Annotated in this window: 17 protein-coding genes; 13 read left to right on the top strand and 4 right to left on the bottom strand. The window is 34.7% G+C overall.

Annotated features, from left to right (window positions below; all coding sequences use genetic code 11):
• Nucleotides 1-4 precede the first annotated feature (4 nt).
• The 13 genes from ACYUJ6_RS16905 to ACYUJ6_RS16845 all read left to right on the top strand — a co-directional run bounded on the left by ACYUJ6_RS16905 (nucleotide 5) and on the right by ACYUJ6_RS16845 (nucleotide 10,903).
• Nucleotides 5-481, top strand: a complete 477-nt coding sequence (locus ACYUJ6_RS16905; RefSeq protein ID WP_461843842.1) for a MarR family winged helix-turn-helix transcriptional regulator — start codon at nucleotides 5-7, stop codon at nucleotides 479-481.
• A complete protein-coding gene (locus ACYUJ6_RS16900) occupies nucleotides 474-1,451 on the top strand; it encodes a beta-ketoacyl-ACP synthase III (protein ID WP_461843841.1) in 978 nt (325 codons plus the stop codon). Before ACYUJ6_RS16905 ends, ACYUJ6_RS16900 begins: the two co-directional genes overlap by 8 nt.
• Nucleotides 1,452-1,478: 27 nt before the next feature.
• Entirely contained in the window at nucleotides 1,479-1,718 is a 240-nt protein-coding gene (locus ACYUJ6_RS16895) for an acyl carrier protein (protein WP_461843840.1), read from the top strand.
• Nucleotides 1,715-2,674, top strand: a complete 960-nt coding sequence (gene fabK / locus ACYUJ6_RS16890; RefSeq protein WP_461843839.1) for an enoyl-[acyl-carrier-protein] reductase FabK — start codon at nucleotides 1,715-1,717, stop codon at nucleotides 2,672-2,674. The genes ACYUJ6_RS16895 and fabK overlap by 4 nt, the downstream gene beginning before the upstream one ends.
• Nucleotides 2,662-3,600, top strand: a complete 939-nt coding sequence (fabD, locus tag ACYUJ6_RS16885; protein WP_461843838.1) for an ACP S-malonyltransferase — start codon at nucleotides 2,662-2,664, stop codon at nucleotides 3,598-3,600. The genes fabK and fabD overlap by 13 nt, the downstream gene beginning before the upstream one ends.
• Nucleotides 3,601-3,610: 10 nt before the next feature.
• Nucleotides 3,611-4,357 carry a 3-oxoacyl-[acyl-carrier-protein] reductase gene (gene fabG / locus ACYUJ6_RS16880; RefSeq protein WP_461843837.1) on the top strand — a complete coding sequence of 249 codons (747 nt, stop codon included), beginning with the start codon at nucleotides 3,611-3,613 and terminating at the stop codon, nucleotides 4,355-4,357.
• Nucleotides 4,358-4,381: 24 nt separating this feature from the next.
• Complete coding sequence (gene fabF / locus ACYUJ6_RS16875; RefSeq protein WP_461843836.1) at nucleotides 4,382-5,620, top strand: beta-ketoacyl-ACP synthase II; 1,239 nt, start codon at nucleotides 4,382-4,384, stop codon at nucleotides 5,618-5,620.
• 1 nt (nucleotide 5,621) lies between these two features.
• Nucleotides 5,622-6,137 carry an acetyl-CoA carboxylase biotin carboxyl carrier protein gene (gene accB, locus ACYUJ6_RS16870; RefSeq protein ID WP_461843835.1) on the top strand — a complete coding sequence of 172 codons (516 nt, stop codon included), beginning with the start codon at nucleotides 5,622-5,624 and terminating at the stop codon, nucleotides 6,135-6,137.
• A 62-nt stretch (nucleotides 6,138-6,199) separates the two neighbouring features.
• Nucleotides 6,200-6,655 (top strand): 3-hydroxyacyl-ACP dehydratase FabZ, encoded by a 456-nt coding sequence (gene fabZ, locus ACYUJ6_RS16865; RefSeq protein WP_461843834.1) that lies wholly within the window; start codon nucleotides 6,200-6,202, stop codon nucleotides 6,653-6,655.
• Nucleotides 6,656-6,680: 25 nt separating this feature from the next.
• Nucleotides 6,681-8,024 carry an acetyl-CoA carboxylase biotin carboxylase subunit gene (locus ACYUJ6_RS16860; RefSeq protein ID WP_461843833.1) on the top strand — a complete coding sequence of 448 codons (1,344 nt, stop codon included), beginning with the start codon at nucleotides 6,681-6,683 and terminating at the stop codon, nucleotides 8,022-8,024.
• A 124-nt stretch (nucleotides 8,025-8,148) separates the two neighbouring features.
• A complete protein-coding gene (gene accD / locus ACYUJ6_RS16855) occupies nucleotides 8,149-9,024 on the top strand; it encodes an acetyl-CoA carboxylase, carboxyltransferase subunit beta (RefSeq protein ID WP_461843832.1) in 876 nt (291 codons plus the stop codon).
• A gap of 48 nt (nucleotides 9,025-9,072) precedes the next feature.
• Nucleotides 9,073-9,918, top strand: coding sequence for an acetyl-CoA carboxylase carboxyltransferase subunit alpha (locus ACYUJ6_RS16850; protein WP_461843831.1), 846 nt, complete (start codon nucleotides 9,073-9,075; stop codon nucleotides 9,916-9,918).
• Between the two features lie 37 nt (nucleotides 9,919-9,955).
• On the top strand, nucleotides 9,956-10,903 hold the full coding sequence (locus tag ACYUJ6_RS16845; RefSeq protein ID WP_461843830.1) for a phosphoglycerate dehydrogenase: 948 nt from the start codon (nucleotides 9,956-9,958) through the stop codon (nucleotides 10,901-10,903).
• 90 nt (nucleotides 10,904-10,993) lie between these two features.
• Here ACYUJ6_RS16845 and ACYUJ6_RS16840 read toward each other — a convergent pair whose 3' ends face one another.
• From ACYUJ6_RS16840 to ACYUJ6_RS16825, 4 genes are all read right to left on the bottom strand, one after another.
• Entirely contained in the window at nucleotides 10,994-11,524 is a 531-nt protein-coding gene (locus ACYUJ6_RS16840; RefSeq protein WP_461843829.1) for a ferritin, read from the bottom strand.
• A gap of 108 nt (nucleotides 11,525-11,632) precedes the next feature.
• Entirely contained in the window at nucleotides 11,633-12,832 is a 1,200-nt protein-coding gene (locus ACYUJ6_RS16835) for a S8 family serine peptidase (protein ID WP_461843828.1), read from the bottom strand.
• 104 nt (nucleotides 12,833-12,936) lie between these two features.
• Complete coding sequence (locus tag ACYUJ6_RS16830) at nucleotides 12,937-13,836, bottom strand: selenium metabolism-associated LysR family transcriptional regulator (protein ID WP_461843827.1); 900 nt, start codon at nucleotides 13,834-13,836, stop codon at nucleotides 12,937-12,939.
• A 94-nt stretch (nucleotides 13,837-13,930) separates the two neighbouring features.
• Complete coding sequence (locus ACYUJ6_RS16825; protein ID WP_461843826.1) at nucleotides 13,931-14,362, bottom strand: DMT family transporter; 432 nt, start codon at nucleotides 14,360-14,362, stop codon at nucleotides 13,931-13,933.
• Nucleotides 14,363-14,368 lie beyond the last annotated feature (6 nt).

The following is a 14,368-nucleotide window of genomic DNA, read 5'->3' as shown; positions in this document are numbered from 1 at the left end:
TCTAGTGAACAAGGGTATAAATATTGTAAATGAATTATTAGTGGATCTTTTTAATGATATTTTGGTAATAGAACAAAAGTCTCTTCAATATTCCGTATTTAAAGATTTGTCTATTACAGAAATACATACTATAGAAGCTATAGGTATGTATAAACCTAGAACCATGACAGAAGTGGCTTGCCAATTAGATATAACACTTAGTACTTTAACTACAGCTATAAACCATTTGGTAAAGAAAGAATATGTCCTAAGGGAACGCAGTGAACAGGACAGGAGAATTGTATATATAAAATTATCAAAAAAAGGAAAACTGGCTTTTAGAGTTCACCAAAAGTTTCACTCCGATATGGTTAGGGAAACTATAAGTGGATTGACGGAACAAGAAGAGACAATTTTAGTTGAATCACTGGAAAAACTAAATAGTTTCTTTAAATCAAAATATAATCTTAAGGCTGGACTAAAGGAGAAAAATAATGAATAAAGTTAAAATTATAGGTACAGGAAGTTATGTACCTTCTAAAATCGTGAATAATGACGAACTGAGCCATATGGTAAATACCAGTAATGAGTGGATAACAAGCAGAACGGGGATAAGACAGAGGAGAATATCTGAGGGAGAAGATACTTCAGATATGGCTACAAAGGCCGCGATAAACGTAATAGAGAGTGCAAAATTAGAACCAAAGGACATTGATCTTATAATACTGGCTACGGCTACTCCAGATAGTTTTATACCATCAACATCCTGTATAGTGCAAAAAAATATAAAGGCTGTTAATGCAACTTGTTTTGATATATCGGCAGCCTGCTCAGGATTTATATATGGTATGGATATTGCCGCACAATTTATAAGAACAGGAAGGTTTAATACAGTGCTTGTTATAGGAGCTGAAACTCTTTCCAAGATAATTGACTGGCAGGATAGGAATACCTGTATTTTATTTGGAGATGGTGCTTCAGCTGTCATCCTGCAAAGTGGAAATGAAGAGGAAATACTGTCCATATATACGGGTTCAGATGGTAGTAAGGGAAAGGCATTAATTTGTCCAGCAATACCAGTAAATAATTTTTGTGCAAATCAGGGGATATCTCTAAATAAAAGCACAGTGAGTATGGATGGAAAGGAGATATTTAAATTTGCAGTAAAAGTTTTAGTTGAATTGGTGAATGTGCTGCTTGCTGAATCACATTGTGATTTAAAAGAAATTAAATATATAATTCCTCATCAAGCCAACTCCAGGATAATAGAATGTGCCGCTAAGAAGTTAGGAATAGATTCAAATAAATTTTACACTAACCTGGATCTCTATGGAAATACTTCAGCTGCAAGTGTTGGAATAGCTTTAGATGAAATATATAAAAAAAATCTAGTAAAAAGTGGAGATAAGGTTCTTGTTGCAGGTTTTGGAGGAGGATTGACTTATGGCGGACTTGTAATTAAGGTAATATAAATTCATATGGGATTTTGGAGGATGACAATGATAGGTGAAAAAATAAAAAAAATTATAATAGATCAACTGGAATTAAAGGAAAAAAACATAGATATGGAAACTCCTTTTGAAGATTTAGGAATAGATTCGCTGGAGCTATTTCAAATAATAATTGAGGTAGAGGAGGATTTTCAAATAGAAATAGAAGATGTAGAAAATATAAAAACCATAGATGATTTGGTGCAGGTTGTAAATGACAAAATTAAAGACAGGAGGGTTGATTTATGATTAATTCTGTATTCCTTGACATGATTGGCATAAAGTATCCAATTGTTCAAGGGGGTATGGCTTGGATTGCAGACAGCTCTCTGGCAGCGGCAGTTTCTAATGCAGGTGGACTTGGAACAATTACGGGAAATGCACCTCTTAATTGGGTGAGAAGCGAAATCAGAAAGGCAAAGCAGCTTACAGATAAGCCTTTTGGTGTAAACATAATGCTTTTATCGGAATCAGCAGAAGAAGTGGCTAAAATGGTGTGTGAAGAAAATGTTAGAGTTGTAACTACAGGAGCAGGAAATCCGGGAAAATACATAGATATGTGGAAGAAACATAATATAAAAGTCATGCCGGTGGTAGCGTCTGTAGCATTGGCTAAAAGGATGGAAAAAGCAGGAGTGGATGCGGTTATTGCAGAAGGTTATGAATCAGGCGGACATGTGGGGGAACTGACTACAATGTCATTGATTCCTCAAGTAGTTGATGCTGTGAACATTCCTGTAATTGCAGCAGGAGGTATCGGAGATGGAAGGGGAATGGCAGCAGCTTTTATGTTAGGTGCTCAGGGAGTTCAGCTTGGAACTAGATTTTTGGTGGCTAAAGAATGTACAGTTCATCAAAATTATAAAAATAAAATATTAAATGCAAGGGATATAGATACTCAAGTTACAGCTAGAGTTACAGGGCATCCAGTACGGGTTATCAGGAATAAGCTGGTGAGGAAATTTCAGCTGCTGGAAAAAAACAGGGCTGATTTAGAGGAGTATGATAAGCTTGGGAAAGGAGCTCTTTCCAAGGCAGCCCGTGAAGGTGATATAGACAACGGATCCGTTATGGCAGGACAAATAGCTGGACTTGTATGTAAGGAACAAAGCTGCAGTGAAATAATGGAAGAGATACTTAAACAAGCAGATTTTGATATTAAGAGTGTAAAAAATATATTTGGAGGTAAATCATGGGAAAAATAGCTTTTTTGTTTTCAGGTCAGGGAGCTCAGTATGTGGGCATGGGAAAAGATCTTTTTGAGAATATAGACGTCTGCAGAAAGGTATTTGAAGATGCAGATAGCACATTGGGTTTTCCTATAAGTGAAATGTGTTTTAAAGGTTCCAAGGAAGAACTTGATAAAACTGAAAATACTCAGCCTGCAATTTTAACTACAAGCATAGCTGCATTGAAAGCCCTGGAGAGCTTTCATATTGAAGCTGATATTGCAGCAGGATTAAGTTTGGGGGAATATTCCGCACTTGTCTGCAGCGGTTCCATGGAGTTTAAAGCAGCTGTGGATTTAGTGAAAAAGAGGGGCAAATACATGCAGGAAGCAGTACCTGAAGGTGTGGGAAGCATGGCTGCTGTTATGGGATTGGATTATCTAGAGGTGAAAGCTGCCTGTAAACATTGTGAAACTTTAGGCATAGTTGAGCCATCAAATGTAAATTGTCCAGGTCAGGTGGTAATTGCAGGAGAGATAAAAGCGGTAAAGGCTACCTGCCAGCTTTTAAAAGAAAGGGGGGCACGCAGGATAGTGGAACTTTCAGTCAGTGCACCTTTTCACACATCCATGTTGAAACCAGCAGCAGAAAAATTGGAAGTGGAGTTAAATAACATCAATTTAGGAGAATTCTCTATTCCAGTAGTGACAAATGTTACAGGAGAGATAATTAAATCAGTCCAGGATATAAAGGCCTATTTAAAAACACAGGTTATGAGTACAGTGCTGTTTGAAAAATGTATAAATACCATGCTTGAAGCAGGAGCTGATACCTTTGTGGAAATAGGTCCTGGAAGGGTATTAAGCGGATTTGTAAAGAAGATAAATAGAAAGGTTACTGTATTAAATGTTCAAGATATTGATTCTTTAAATAATACAGTGCAAATATTAAAAAACAGATAGGAGAAATAAAATGGATATTGCCAGTAAAAATGTGGCTGTAATCACAGGGGCGGCTAAGGGGATTGGAAGAGCTATTGCACTTAAATTGGCAGATGACGGGTTTGATATAGTAATCAATTATAGGAATAGTTCAGGTAGTATAGAAGAACTAATAGGTGAAATTGAAAGTAAGGGAAGGAGGTCCATTGCAGTACAGGGAGATGTAAGTGTATTTGAAGAGGCAAAAAATATTATAAAGCAGGCTGTGGGTTTTTTTGGAACAATAGATGTATTGGTAAATAACGCAGGAATAACTCGAGATGGGCTGTTGCTCAGAATGAAAGAGGAGGATTTTGATAAGGTAATAGAAGTAAATTTGAAAGGAACTTTTAATTGCATAAGGCATGTAAGTCCTGTAATGCTGAAACAAAGGAAGGGAAAGATAATAAATATATCTTCGGTGGTAGGTGTAACTGGCAATGCAGGCCAGGTAAATTATTCAGCAGCAAAAGCTGGAATAATAGGGATTACCAAATCCACAGCCAGAGAATTGGCATCAAGAGGAATAAATGTAAATGCAGTGGCACCAGGTTTTATAAAAACAGATATGACAAACAGTTTATCAGAAAAAATAAGAGAAAATACATTGCAGGCTATACCGCTGAAAAGGTTTGGAACTGTTTATGATGTAGCAGATGCAGTATCATTTTTAGCATCATCTGGTTCAGATTATATAACGGGACAGATAATAAATATAGATGGCGGAATGGTAATGTAAATTTTTAAAGGTCAGGTGAAATTTATGAAAAGAAAAGTTGTAATTACAGGACTGGGAGCAGTTACACCAGTGGGAAACGATGTTGATACTTTTTGGAATAATATAAAAAATGGAGTTTGTGGAATAGATTTTATTAAAGCATTTGATACGGAAAATTTTAAATCAAAGCTGGCAGCTGAAGTAAAAGACTTTGATGCTGATAAGATCCTGGGAAGAAGAGAAGCAAGGAGACTTGACAGGTTTTCACAATTTGCCATGGCTTCCGCAGAAGAGGCAGTTAAGGATTCAGGGCTTGATTTGGATACCATGGATAAATATAAATTTGGGGTTTTAGTAGGATCCGGCATTGGCGGAATAGGCACCATAGAAAAAGAGCACAGCACTCTTATAGAAAAAGGTCCTAATAAAATCAGGCCTCTGTTTATTCCAATGATTATAGGAAATATGGCAGCAGGAAATATAGCCATAAAATTTGGAGCTAAAGGCATATGTACTACAGTGGTATCAGCTTGTGCTACAGGTACTAACGCTATTGGAGAAGCCTATAAAATTATTGAGGATGGAAGAGCTGATGTAATGATTGCAGGGGGAGCGGAAGCCTCTATAACACCTCTTTCCATATCGGGATTTATATCATTAACTGCCCTTAGCAGAAGCAGTGATCCTAAGAGAGCTTCCATTCCTTTTGACAGGGAAAGAGGAGGATTCGTCATGGGAGAAGGTTCAGGTATTGTTATAATGGAATCCTTAGAACATGCCCAAAATAGGAAGGCCCATATATACTCTCAAATAATTGGATACGGTTCTACTTGTGATGCCTATCATATAACATCTGTAGCTCCCGACGGAGACGGACCGGCAAGAGCTATGGAAATGGCAATAGAGGAAGCAGGAATAGATAAAAAGGAAGTTTCTTATATAAATGCTCATGGAACAGGCACCATAAGTAATGATAAATCTGAAACTAAAGCTATAAAAAGAGTATTTGGAGATCTTGCAAAAGATATACCAGTGAGTTCCACAAAATCCATGACTGGACATCTCTTGGGCGCAGCAGGGGCAATAGAGGCTATAATATGTGTTAAATCCATGGAAGATAATTATCTTCCACCTACAATAGGTTATAGTGAAAAGGATGAGGAATGTGATCTTGACTACATACCTAATAAAGGCAGAGATGTAGAAGTTAAATATGCTATGTCTAATTCCTTGGGATTTGGAGGGCATAATGCGGTTATTCTATTAAAAAAATGGAGTGAGTAATGTGGATTTTAAAGCAATTGAAAATATTATAAAAACTATGGATGATTCAAGACTTGGTTACTTGGAAGTTAATTGGCAGGATATATCTATAATAATGAAAAAGGAGGGAGAGAGAGGAAATATAAGTCAGGTGAATTTTGTAAAAGGAAATGAATCTAAAGAAAATGATATATTAAAGAAATATGACAGTAAAAAGAAGGATAAAGATAATGGCATATTAGGTGAATTGAGCTCGGATAAAAAAGAAAAAAGTGTTGTAGGAGAAGATAATAATATAAAGAATGTTATATCACCTATTGTAGGAACTTTTTACAGTTCACCTAACCCGGGGAAACCTGCTTTTGTAAGTATAGGATCTAAAGTAAAAAAGGGAGATACTCTTTGTGTAATAGAAGCCATGAAGCTTATGAATGAAATTCAAACTGAAGCAGATGGAGAGGTAGTGGAAATTTTAGCCAAGGATAAACAAATGGTGGAGTATGGAGAAACACTATTTAAAATAAGAACCAATATTTAAAATCAACCATATTTTTCAACTGATTGCATGAATGTAAAGAGTTATGGGAGGAAAAGATGCATATGGATGAAGATAAATTTAAGGTGAATTTTGGATTAAAAGAGATAAAAGCAATTATCCCACATAGATATCCATTTTTACTGATAGATAAAGTTACGTATATGGAACCAGGAAAAAGAGTTACGGCTTATAAAAATGTTACCGGCAATGAATATTTTTTTTCAGGACATTTCCCGGAAGAACCTGTGATGCCGGGAGTGCTTATAATAGAAGCCCTGGCTCAAGCTGGAGCTGTAGCTATATTGACTAAAGAACAATTTAAAAATAAAATAGCCTTTTTTGGAGGAATAAACAGAGCAAAGTTCAGAAAAAAGGTAGTACCTGGAGATACACTGAAGTTGGAAGTTGAGATTATAAAAGTTAAGGGTCCTGCAGGAATAGGAAAGGCAGCAGCATATGTTGAAGATAAAAAGGCTGCAGAAGCGGAATTGATGTTTATGATAGGGGACAAAGACTAAATTGTCAGGAGTTGAGTTTTAAAAAATGTTTAGTAAAATTTTGATTGCAAACAGGGGGGAAATAGCGGTTAGAATAATTAGGGCATGCAGGGAAATGGGCATAGAAACTGTAGCCATATATTCTGAGGCTGATAGGGAAGCCCTTCATACACAATTAGCGGATGAAGCTATTTGTATAGGACCTGCTGCTCCAAGAGAAAGCTATTTAAATATGCAGAACATAATAAGTGCCACAGTTTTATCCGGTGCTCAGGCTATTCATCCTGGATTTGGATTCTTATCTGAAAACAGCAAGTTCGCCAGTATATGCAGAGAATGTAATATTGCTTTTATAGGGCCTGTTCCAGAGTGTATTGAAGGAATGGGCAATAAGTCCAATGCCAGAGATATAATGAGCAGGTATGGTATTCCAATTGTACCTGGCTCAAAGGGAGCTGTGACTTCAGAGGAAGAGCTTTTGCAAGTTGCCGGAAGTATAAGGTATCCTGTTATGATAAAAGCTTCAGCAGGTGGTGGAGGAAGAGGCATAAGAGTTGTATATACAGAAGGTGAGCTTATAAAAAATTATGAGAATGCTAAGGCAGAGGCTAAGGCTGCTTTCGGTGATGACACCATATATCTGGAAAAGTTTATAGAAAGACCAAAACATATAGAAATTCAGATACTGGCAGATAATTTTGGGAATACAGTTTATCTGGGTGAAAGAGACTGTTCAATGCAGAGAAGAAATCAAAAAGTTCTGGAAGAAGCACCCAGTAAAGTTGTTACAGAAGAACTTAGAAGATCCATGGGAGAAACAGCAGTAAAGGCTGCTAGTGCAGTACATTATAATAATGCAGGAACTGTGGAGTTCCTTTTAGATAAAAACAATAATTATTATTTTATGGAAATGAATACACGTATTCAGGTGGAACATGGTATAACTGAGATGGTAACTGGAATAGATCTTATAAAGGAACAAATAAAAATTGCAGCTGGAGAAAAACTTGGATTTTCTCAGCAGGATATAAAAATTCAAGGTCATTCTATAGAATGTAGAATAAATGCAGAGAATGTAAAAAAGGGATTTATACCTTCGCCAGGGGAAATAAAGGATTTATATGTGCCAGGTGGTTTTAATGTAAGGGTAGACAGTGCAGTTTATTCAGGATATAATATTCCTCCATATTATGATTCCATGATAGCAAAGCTTATTGTATATGGTAAAAATAGAGAGGAGGCTATATGCAGGATGAAGAGAGCTTTGGGAGAATTTATTATAGAAGGTGTTGACACCAATATAGATTTCCAATTTAAAATCATAAACAGTGATGAATTTATAAATGGAACTTATGATACAAAATTTATAGAAAATAATTTAAAGCGCTGAATGATGTTTTTCTCCCATGGTTCAGCTAATATCCCCAGCTCTGTAAAATGGAGGATAAGCAGCCTGAATAAGTTTTTCCAAGGTTCAGGCAGAGAAAAACATTATTTAAAAGAGGTGGTAAATCTTGTTGAATAAATTGTTTAAAAAGACAAAGTATATTACAGTAAGTCAACAGGCTTTAAGTGACGTTCATGATAATCTAAATAAAAGACCCAGCATACCAAATGGTATGTGGGTAAAATGTGACGGCTGTGGTAGGATATTATACAAGAATGATCTGAAAAATAATTATAACGTATGTCAGTACTGTAACCATCATTTTAGGATAAGTGCCAAAGAGAGAATTGATCTTATAATTGATAGAGAAAGTTTTTGCGAATTTGATAAGAATATGACTTCAGTAAATCCCATAGGATTTAAAGGATATGAAGATAAGGTTAAAGATATGCAGAAAAAAACAAATATGACAGAGGCAGTAATAACAGGGCGAGGTACTATATTGAAAGAAGAGACAGTAGTATGCGTTATGGATAGTAATTTTATGATGGGAAGCATGGGTTCTGTAGTAGGAGAAAAGATAACTAGAGCAGCAGAAAAGGCTATAGAGTTAAAACTTCCGCTGATTATTTTTACAGCTTCTGGAGGAGCAAGAATGCAGGAAGGGATCTTTTCCCTTATGCAAATGGCTAAAATAAGCGGAGCCATTTCCAGGTTAAATGAGGAAGGACTTCTTTATATATCTGTACTTACAGATCCTACTACAGGAGGGGTCACAGCTAGTTTTGCCATGCTTGGTGATATAATATTGGCGGAACCCGGTGCACTTGTGGGATTTGCAGGGAAAAGAGTAATAGAACAAACTATAAGGCAAAAACTTCCCCATGGATTTCAAAGTTCGGAATTTTTATTGCAGCATGGATTTGTAGACAGTATAGTTTCAAGAGAAAATTTAAAAAACACTTTAGGAAAAATATTATCAATTCATAATAAAAATAGATAATATTTTTAAATTTTTATATAAATTTTCTAAATGAAAGGAAGCTTTTACATGGAGAAATTAGGAAAAATCCAAAAGGTTTTAAATAAAAAACTTGATAGCAAAGATGTATGGAAAAAAGTGACCCTGGCAAGGATGATAGAAAGGCCTACTTCCTTGGATTATATAAAAAATGTGTTTGATTCTTTTATAGAACTTCATGGAGACAGATACTTCAGAGACGATCCATCTGTAGTAGGCGGTATTGGGCTGCTGGACGGGGAACCAGTGACGATAGTGGCCCAGCAAAAAGGCAGAAACACTGAAGAGAATATTAAGAGAAATTTTGGTATGCCGGAACCTGATGGGTATAGGAAAGGCATAAGGATTATGAAGCAGGCTCATAAGTTTGATAGGCCTATTATATGTTTTGTAGATACTCCCGGGGCTTTTTGCGGCATGGAGGCAGAAGAAAGAGGACAGGGAGAGGCTATAGCCAGAAATTTAATGGATATATTTAAATTAGAAGTGCCTATAATATCTCTCATAGTGGGAGAAGGCGGAAGTGGGGGTGCTCTGGCTTTTGCTGTGGCAGATTCAGTATGGATGCTGGAAAATTCCATATACTCTATTTTGTCTCCGGAAGGATTTGCAGGTATACTTTGGAGGGATGCCTCCAAGGCCAAGGAAGCAGCTGAAGTTATGAAGATTACAGCTGAAGATTTAAAAAAATATGGTATAATAGATAAAGTATTAAAAGAACCTGCAGGCGGAGCACAAAAAGATGTGGAAAAGATGTCCAGGGTTATAAAGGAGCAGCTTATAGAAAAAATAGGTATACTTAGAAAGCGATCTAAAAAAGAATTACTGGAAGACAGGTATAATAAATTTAGACGTATTGGAAAATTTGAAGATTAGATAATTAAATTATCATATTTTAATAGGGGTGAATTTCATGAAGATCAAAATGCTGTGTACTCGTAATTTTGGTGATGAGAATATGGACAATATAAAAAAACTGGGATATGATATAAAGACTGTAAGGGAGAGGGAAGCATGTTATACAGAGGAAATGAAGGATACAGAGGTGCTGCTTTGCTATAATCCATTTAAAACCTTAGATATAAGTAATATGAAAAAGTTAAAGTGGATACAATTGTTTAGTATCGGCATAGATCAGCTGCCCATAGATGTAGTTGAGAAAAATAATATATTGATTACTAACAATAAGGGCGGATACAGCATACCCATGGGTGAGTGGATAGTATTAAAAACACTGGAAATGTTAAGGCACAGTAGGGGATTTTATGAAAAGCAGCAAAAAAAATTGTGGAAAATGGATGTTGATATACTGGAATTATGGGGCAAAACTGTAGGATTTATTGGAACTGGCAGCATAGCTAGGGAAGCTGCAAAAAGACTGGCAGGATTTGATGTGGAAATTCTAGGGTTAAATACAAAGGGCAGAGAAGTACCTTATTTTAATAAATGTTTTCCATCAGCAAACATGGAGGATATGCTGAGACTATGTGATATAGTTGTAATAACTATTCCTTATACTGAAAAAACACGGCATTTGATTGATGAAGCTGCATTTAGGTCCATGAAGAATGGAGTTTATATTATAAATACAGCAAGAGGATCAATAATGGATGAAAAGGCTTTTATAGAAAATATAAAAAATAAAAAAATAGCTGCAGCTGCACTAGATGTAGTGGAAGAAGAACCCTTGGATAAGAATAGTCCTTTATGGGAATTTAAAAATGTAATAATAACACCACATAATTCATGGATATCCGAAAGAGCAGATATCAGAAGATTTAATATGATATATGATAATTTAAAAAGATATGCATCAGGTGATAAATTAAATAATTTGGTGGATGTATACAGAGGCTATTAAGAAATGTAAAAGTCTTTAAAATAAAAATAAACTACAAAGAATAACAAGGTATATTCTTTGTAGTTTATCTTTATTAACCTAGAAATACTGTTAATTTTGATTTGCAGCCGAGGATGTAGCTGCAGGTGGTACAAAAGTTCTTGCTGCAAGTTCCTGATCGTATAAATAAAGTGCAGCAGGATTATCACCTATTCTTTTTAAAGTTTGAATGGCATTATTAAAGGTATCTTCTTCCTCCACCTGTTCATTTACAAACCATTGAAGCAAAGCTATTGAAGCATAATCCTTATCTTCACTGGCTATAGACATTAAGTTATTAATTCTTGAAGTGACAATTTGTTCATGTTTTAAAGCAGCTTCAAAAACTGAAAGCGGTGATTCGTAATCATTTTTAGGATCAGGGAATCCTTTTATGGTAATATCGGCGCCTACTTGATTTAAGTAGTCAAAGAATTTTGATGCATGAAAGTTTTCCTCTTGTATCTGAACTTTAAAAAAGTTGACAAAGCCGTTTAAATTTTGTCCTGCAAAGTACGCTTCCATGGCTAAATAAATATTAGCAGAATAATATTCAAAATTTATCTGATCGTTTATAGCTTTTTTTAATCTTTCGCTTAACATTATAAAACCTCCTAAATAAATTATTACTATATAATAGTATATATTATATAATAGCATATAATAATAGAATGTCAAATATTTAGAACGGCTTGAAGACTTTAATATTATTTAAGGAAGCAACCTATCTATATTAAGCATACCAGCGCCTTGATACCATTTGGGAATATTTAAAAGATCACATGATATTTTGAGAAGTGATGTTAAATCATTAAAAGTAAGCGCAGGATTATTTTCATATATAAGAGCACATATTCCGCTTATATAGGCAGCTGCACAGGAAGTACCGGTATAACAGGAATATGGATTTTCCAAAGGTTTTGGATATATTTTAGCACCATTTCTTTCGGATATATATTCTGCATTAGAATTTGTAGAACATATATTTACGCAGCCAGCAGTTAAATTAGGCTTTTCCATTTTGCCTACAGGCCCACAGGAAGAATAGATATATGGCTTGATAATTTTGGAGCTCGTGTCTATTCCAGCTACGGTTAAACAATTGTCAAGAATGGCTATACCTCTTATACTGCCTTGAACATTACCACAATGCCCCGAAGGTACTACAACAGTTATATTCATTTCTACTGCCTTTTGGAAGGACTTTTTGAATAGGGATAGTATAAAATAATTGTTCACACATAATTCGAAAGGAAGACAGATTACCTTTATGTTCTCATTTTCACTTTCATTTAGAAGAAGCTGAATTGAAAATAAAATATCTGACACGAATCCTTTTCCCAGGGAATTGAAAGCCTTTATAGAGTAAATAGTGCTGTTTTCAGCAATACCCTTGTATACTCCACCGGATTCATTTCCATTTCCGCATATAATTCCACTTATAAAAGTACCATGTCCATTATCATCATAAGGATACTTGTATTCTCTTATTAAGTCTATAAATTTTTTAATTCTATTTTTGGGATTTATAAGATCGGGATGAGGATAAACACCTGAATCCACTACCCCTATGCATATACCCTTTCCAGTAAGCTTATATTTTTCCTGGAATACTATGCCGTTTGAAGCAAGTATACTTTTCCCAGCACATAACAGGGCAAAACAATCATTTGAGATATGACTTACTTGGGGTAATTCTATTATCCTGCTTATGGCATTAGGTGTTAAAATAGCACTTATACAATTTATAACTGGGATAGAATGCAGTACATTTCCTTTGTATGCTCTTATTTTTTTTACTATAGTTTCGGGCAGAGAAGTATATTGTATTATTATTCTATAACTTTTGTATAAGTTTTTATCCATTGATGATCTTAAATTAGGTTCCAGTTTATTTTTAATGGAAAACATATTATTCCCCTTAAGATTATTTATAATATATTATAATAGTTATTATAATATATGTGACATGGTTGAAAATAATTAAAGGCCAAGGGAGTTATGTTACAATAAAATCAGTCGTCCTTGATATTAAAAGTCTTTTTGCATAAATTGAAAAATGCTTTTGCAGTTGGAGTAAGAGTTCTCTTGGAACTTAAAATTAAATATATTGATCTGTTTAGAGATATATTGTCCAATTTGCTTTCCTTTATGAGTCCCAAAGATATATAATCTCTGAATACTTGATTTGAAACTACAGATATACCCAATCCTTTTTTTACAAACTGAATAAGAGTATCTAAATTATTTACTTCAAAATATGAGTTTATATTGGAAGTATTGTATCCATTTTGTTGAAGAATATCCTCAAAAGTTTTTCTAGTGGCAGAACCTTTTTCACGTAATACAAAATTGTATTTAAAAAGCGAAGCTATGTCTATAATATCCGGAACATTAAGTGAAGGATGGGATATGATAACTAATTCATCCTTAGTTAATTTATAACTTTTGATTTTTTCATCTCTTACTTCTTCCCCCACCAAGCCAATTTCATAGTCAAATCTTATTATGTTTTTAATTATCTGAGCTGAGTTTAATTCTACCACATCAAAAGCCACGTCAGGATATATGTCATGAAATTTTTTTATTAAAGAAGGAACTATAGCGTTGCAAGGTGTTGTGCTGGCAGCCAATTTGAGCTTGCCGCTTATAGTTTCATTAAAAGTTACTAAGGTATGTATGGCTTTATCACGGGTGTTTAAGATTTCTATGGCGAATTTTAAAAAAGATTCACCGGCGGGAGTTAACACTACCTCTTTTGAAGTCCTGTCAAAAAGTTGCACTTTTAGTTCTTTTTCAAGGGTAGCAATATGAGAGCTGATAGCAGGCTGTGATAAAAATATAGAGTTTGCAGCCTTTGAAAAACTTTTAAACTTAGCTACATTTATAAAAGCATCTATTTGTTTAAAATCCATTTTAATATCCCCCCAAAATAAGCTGTTTTATTTAATGATTTAAAGTTCCTTTATTAATTATATAGTTAGCTTTAAGATTAGTCTAATATATTTATTAACCTTTCCATTTTAACACTAATATACCTATAATCATAATTATTACTCCTGCTATTTTATTTAGAGTGAAGTTGATTTTGGGGGAATCAAACAGGCCAAAAAAATCAATTAGGGCTGCTGCCAGCAGCTGAGATACAAGTATTATTGCAATAGAATGGGTTGTACCCAGGGATTTAATTCCCTGCATTACAGTAAAGGTTATAATTACTCCCAGGACACCTCCAAAAAGATATAATTTTCTGCAGTGGGTTATATTTTGAAAACTTCCTTTTCCAACTAATAGAACTACTATGAGGGTTATTATAAAACCAATACCTTGAACTATTGCATTGGTAGCCCATAAACCTATTTTTTCGCTAAGCCTGGTATTGAACACTCCTTGAATACTCATACTTATTCCAGCTATTATTGAATATAATATGCCAAACATAAATTA

This window comes from Clostridium sp. JNZ X4-2 (genome assembly GCF_054889485.1).
The sequence above is the reverse complement of the archived record's forward strand: the minus strand, read 5'-3'. Positions and strand labels throughout refer to the sequence as shown.

Excerpts from the sequence above, each read along its gene's own strand:
- ACYUJ6_RS16840 (WP_461843829.1), bottom strand. The coding sequence starts at position 11,524 with ATGTTAAGCGAAAGATTAAAAAAAGCTATAAACGATCAGATAAATTTT.
- ACYUJ6_RS16850 (WP_461843831.1), top strand. The coding sequence starts at position 9,073 with ATGGAGAAATTAGGAAAAATCCAAAAGGTTTTAAATAAAAAACTTGAT.
- ACYUJ6_RS16860 (WP_461843833.1), top strand. The coding sequence starts at position 6,681 with ATGTTTAGTAAAATTTTGATTGCAAACAGGGGGGAAATAGCGGTTAGA.
- fabF (WP_461843836.1), top strand. The coding sequence starts at position 4,382 with ATGAAAAGAAAAGTTGTAATTACAGGACTGGGAGCAGTTACACCAGTG.
- ACYUJ6_RS16835 (WP_461843828.1), bottom strand. The coding sequence starts at position 12,832 with ATGTTTTCCATTAAAAATAAACTGGAACCTAATTTAAGATCATCAATG.
- ACYUJ6_RS16830 (WP_461843827.1), bottom strand. The coding sequence starts at position 13,836 with ATGGATTTTAAACAAATAGATGCTTTTATAAATGTAGCTAAGTTTAAA.
- fabK (WP_461843839.1), top strand. The coding sequence starts at position 1,715 with ATGATTAATTCTGTATTCCTTGACATGATTGGCATAAAGTATCCAATT.
- fabZ (WP_461843834.1), top strand. The coding sequence starts at position 6,200 with ATGGATGAAGATAAATTTAAGGTGAATTTTGGATTAAAAGAGATAAAA.
- fabD (WP_461843838.1), top strand. The coding sequence starts at position 2,662 with ATGGGAAAAATAGCTTTTTTGTTTTCAGGTCAGGGAGCTCAGTATGTG.
- ACYUJ6_RS16900 (WP_461843841.1), top strand. The coding sequence starts at position 474 with ATGAATAAAGTTAAAATTATAGGTACAGGAAGTTATGTACCTTCTAAA.
- ACYUJ6_RS16825 (WP_461843826.1), bottom strand. The coding sequence starts at position 14,362 with ATGTTTGGCATATTATATTCAATAATAGCTGGAATAAGTATGAGTATT.
- fabG (WP_461843837.1), top strand. The coding sequence starts at position 3,611 with ATGGATATTGCCAGTAAAAATGTGGCTGTAATCACAGGGGCGGCTAAG.
- ACYUJ6_RS16895 (WP_461843840.1), top strand. The coding sequence starts at position 1,479 with ATGATAGGTGAAAAAATAAAAAAAATTATAATAGATCAACTGGAATTA.
- ACYUJ6_RS16845 (WP_461843830.1), top strand. The coding sequence starts at position 9,956 with ATGAAGATCAAAATGCTGTGTACTCGTAATTTTGGTGATGAGAATATG.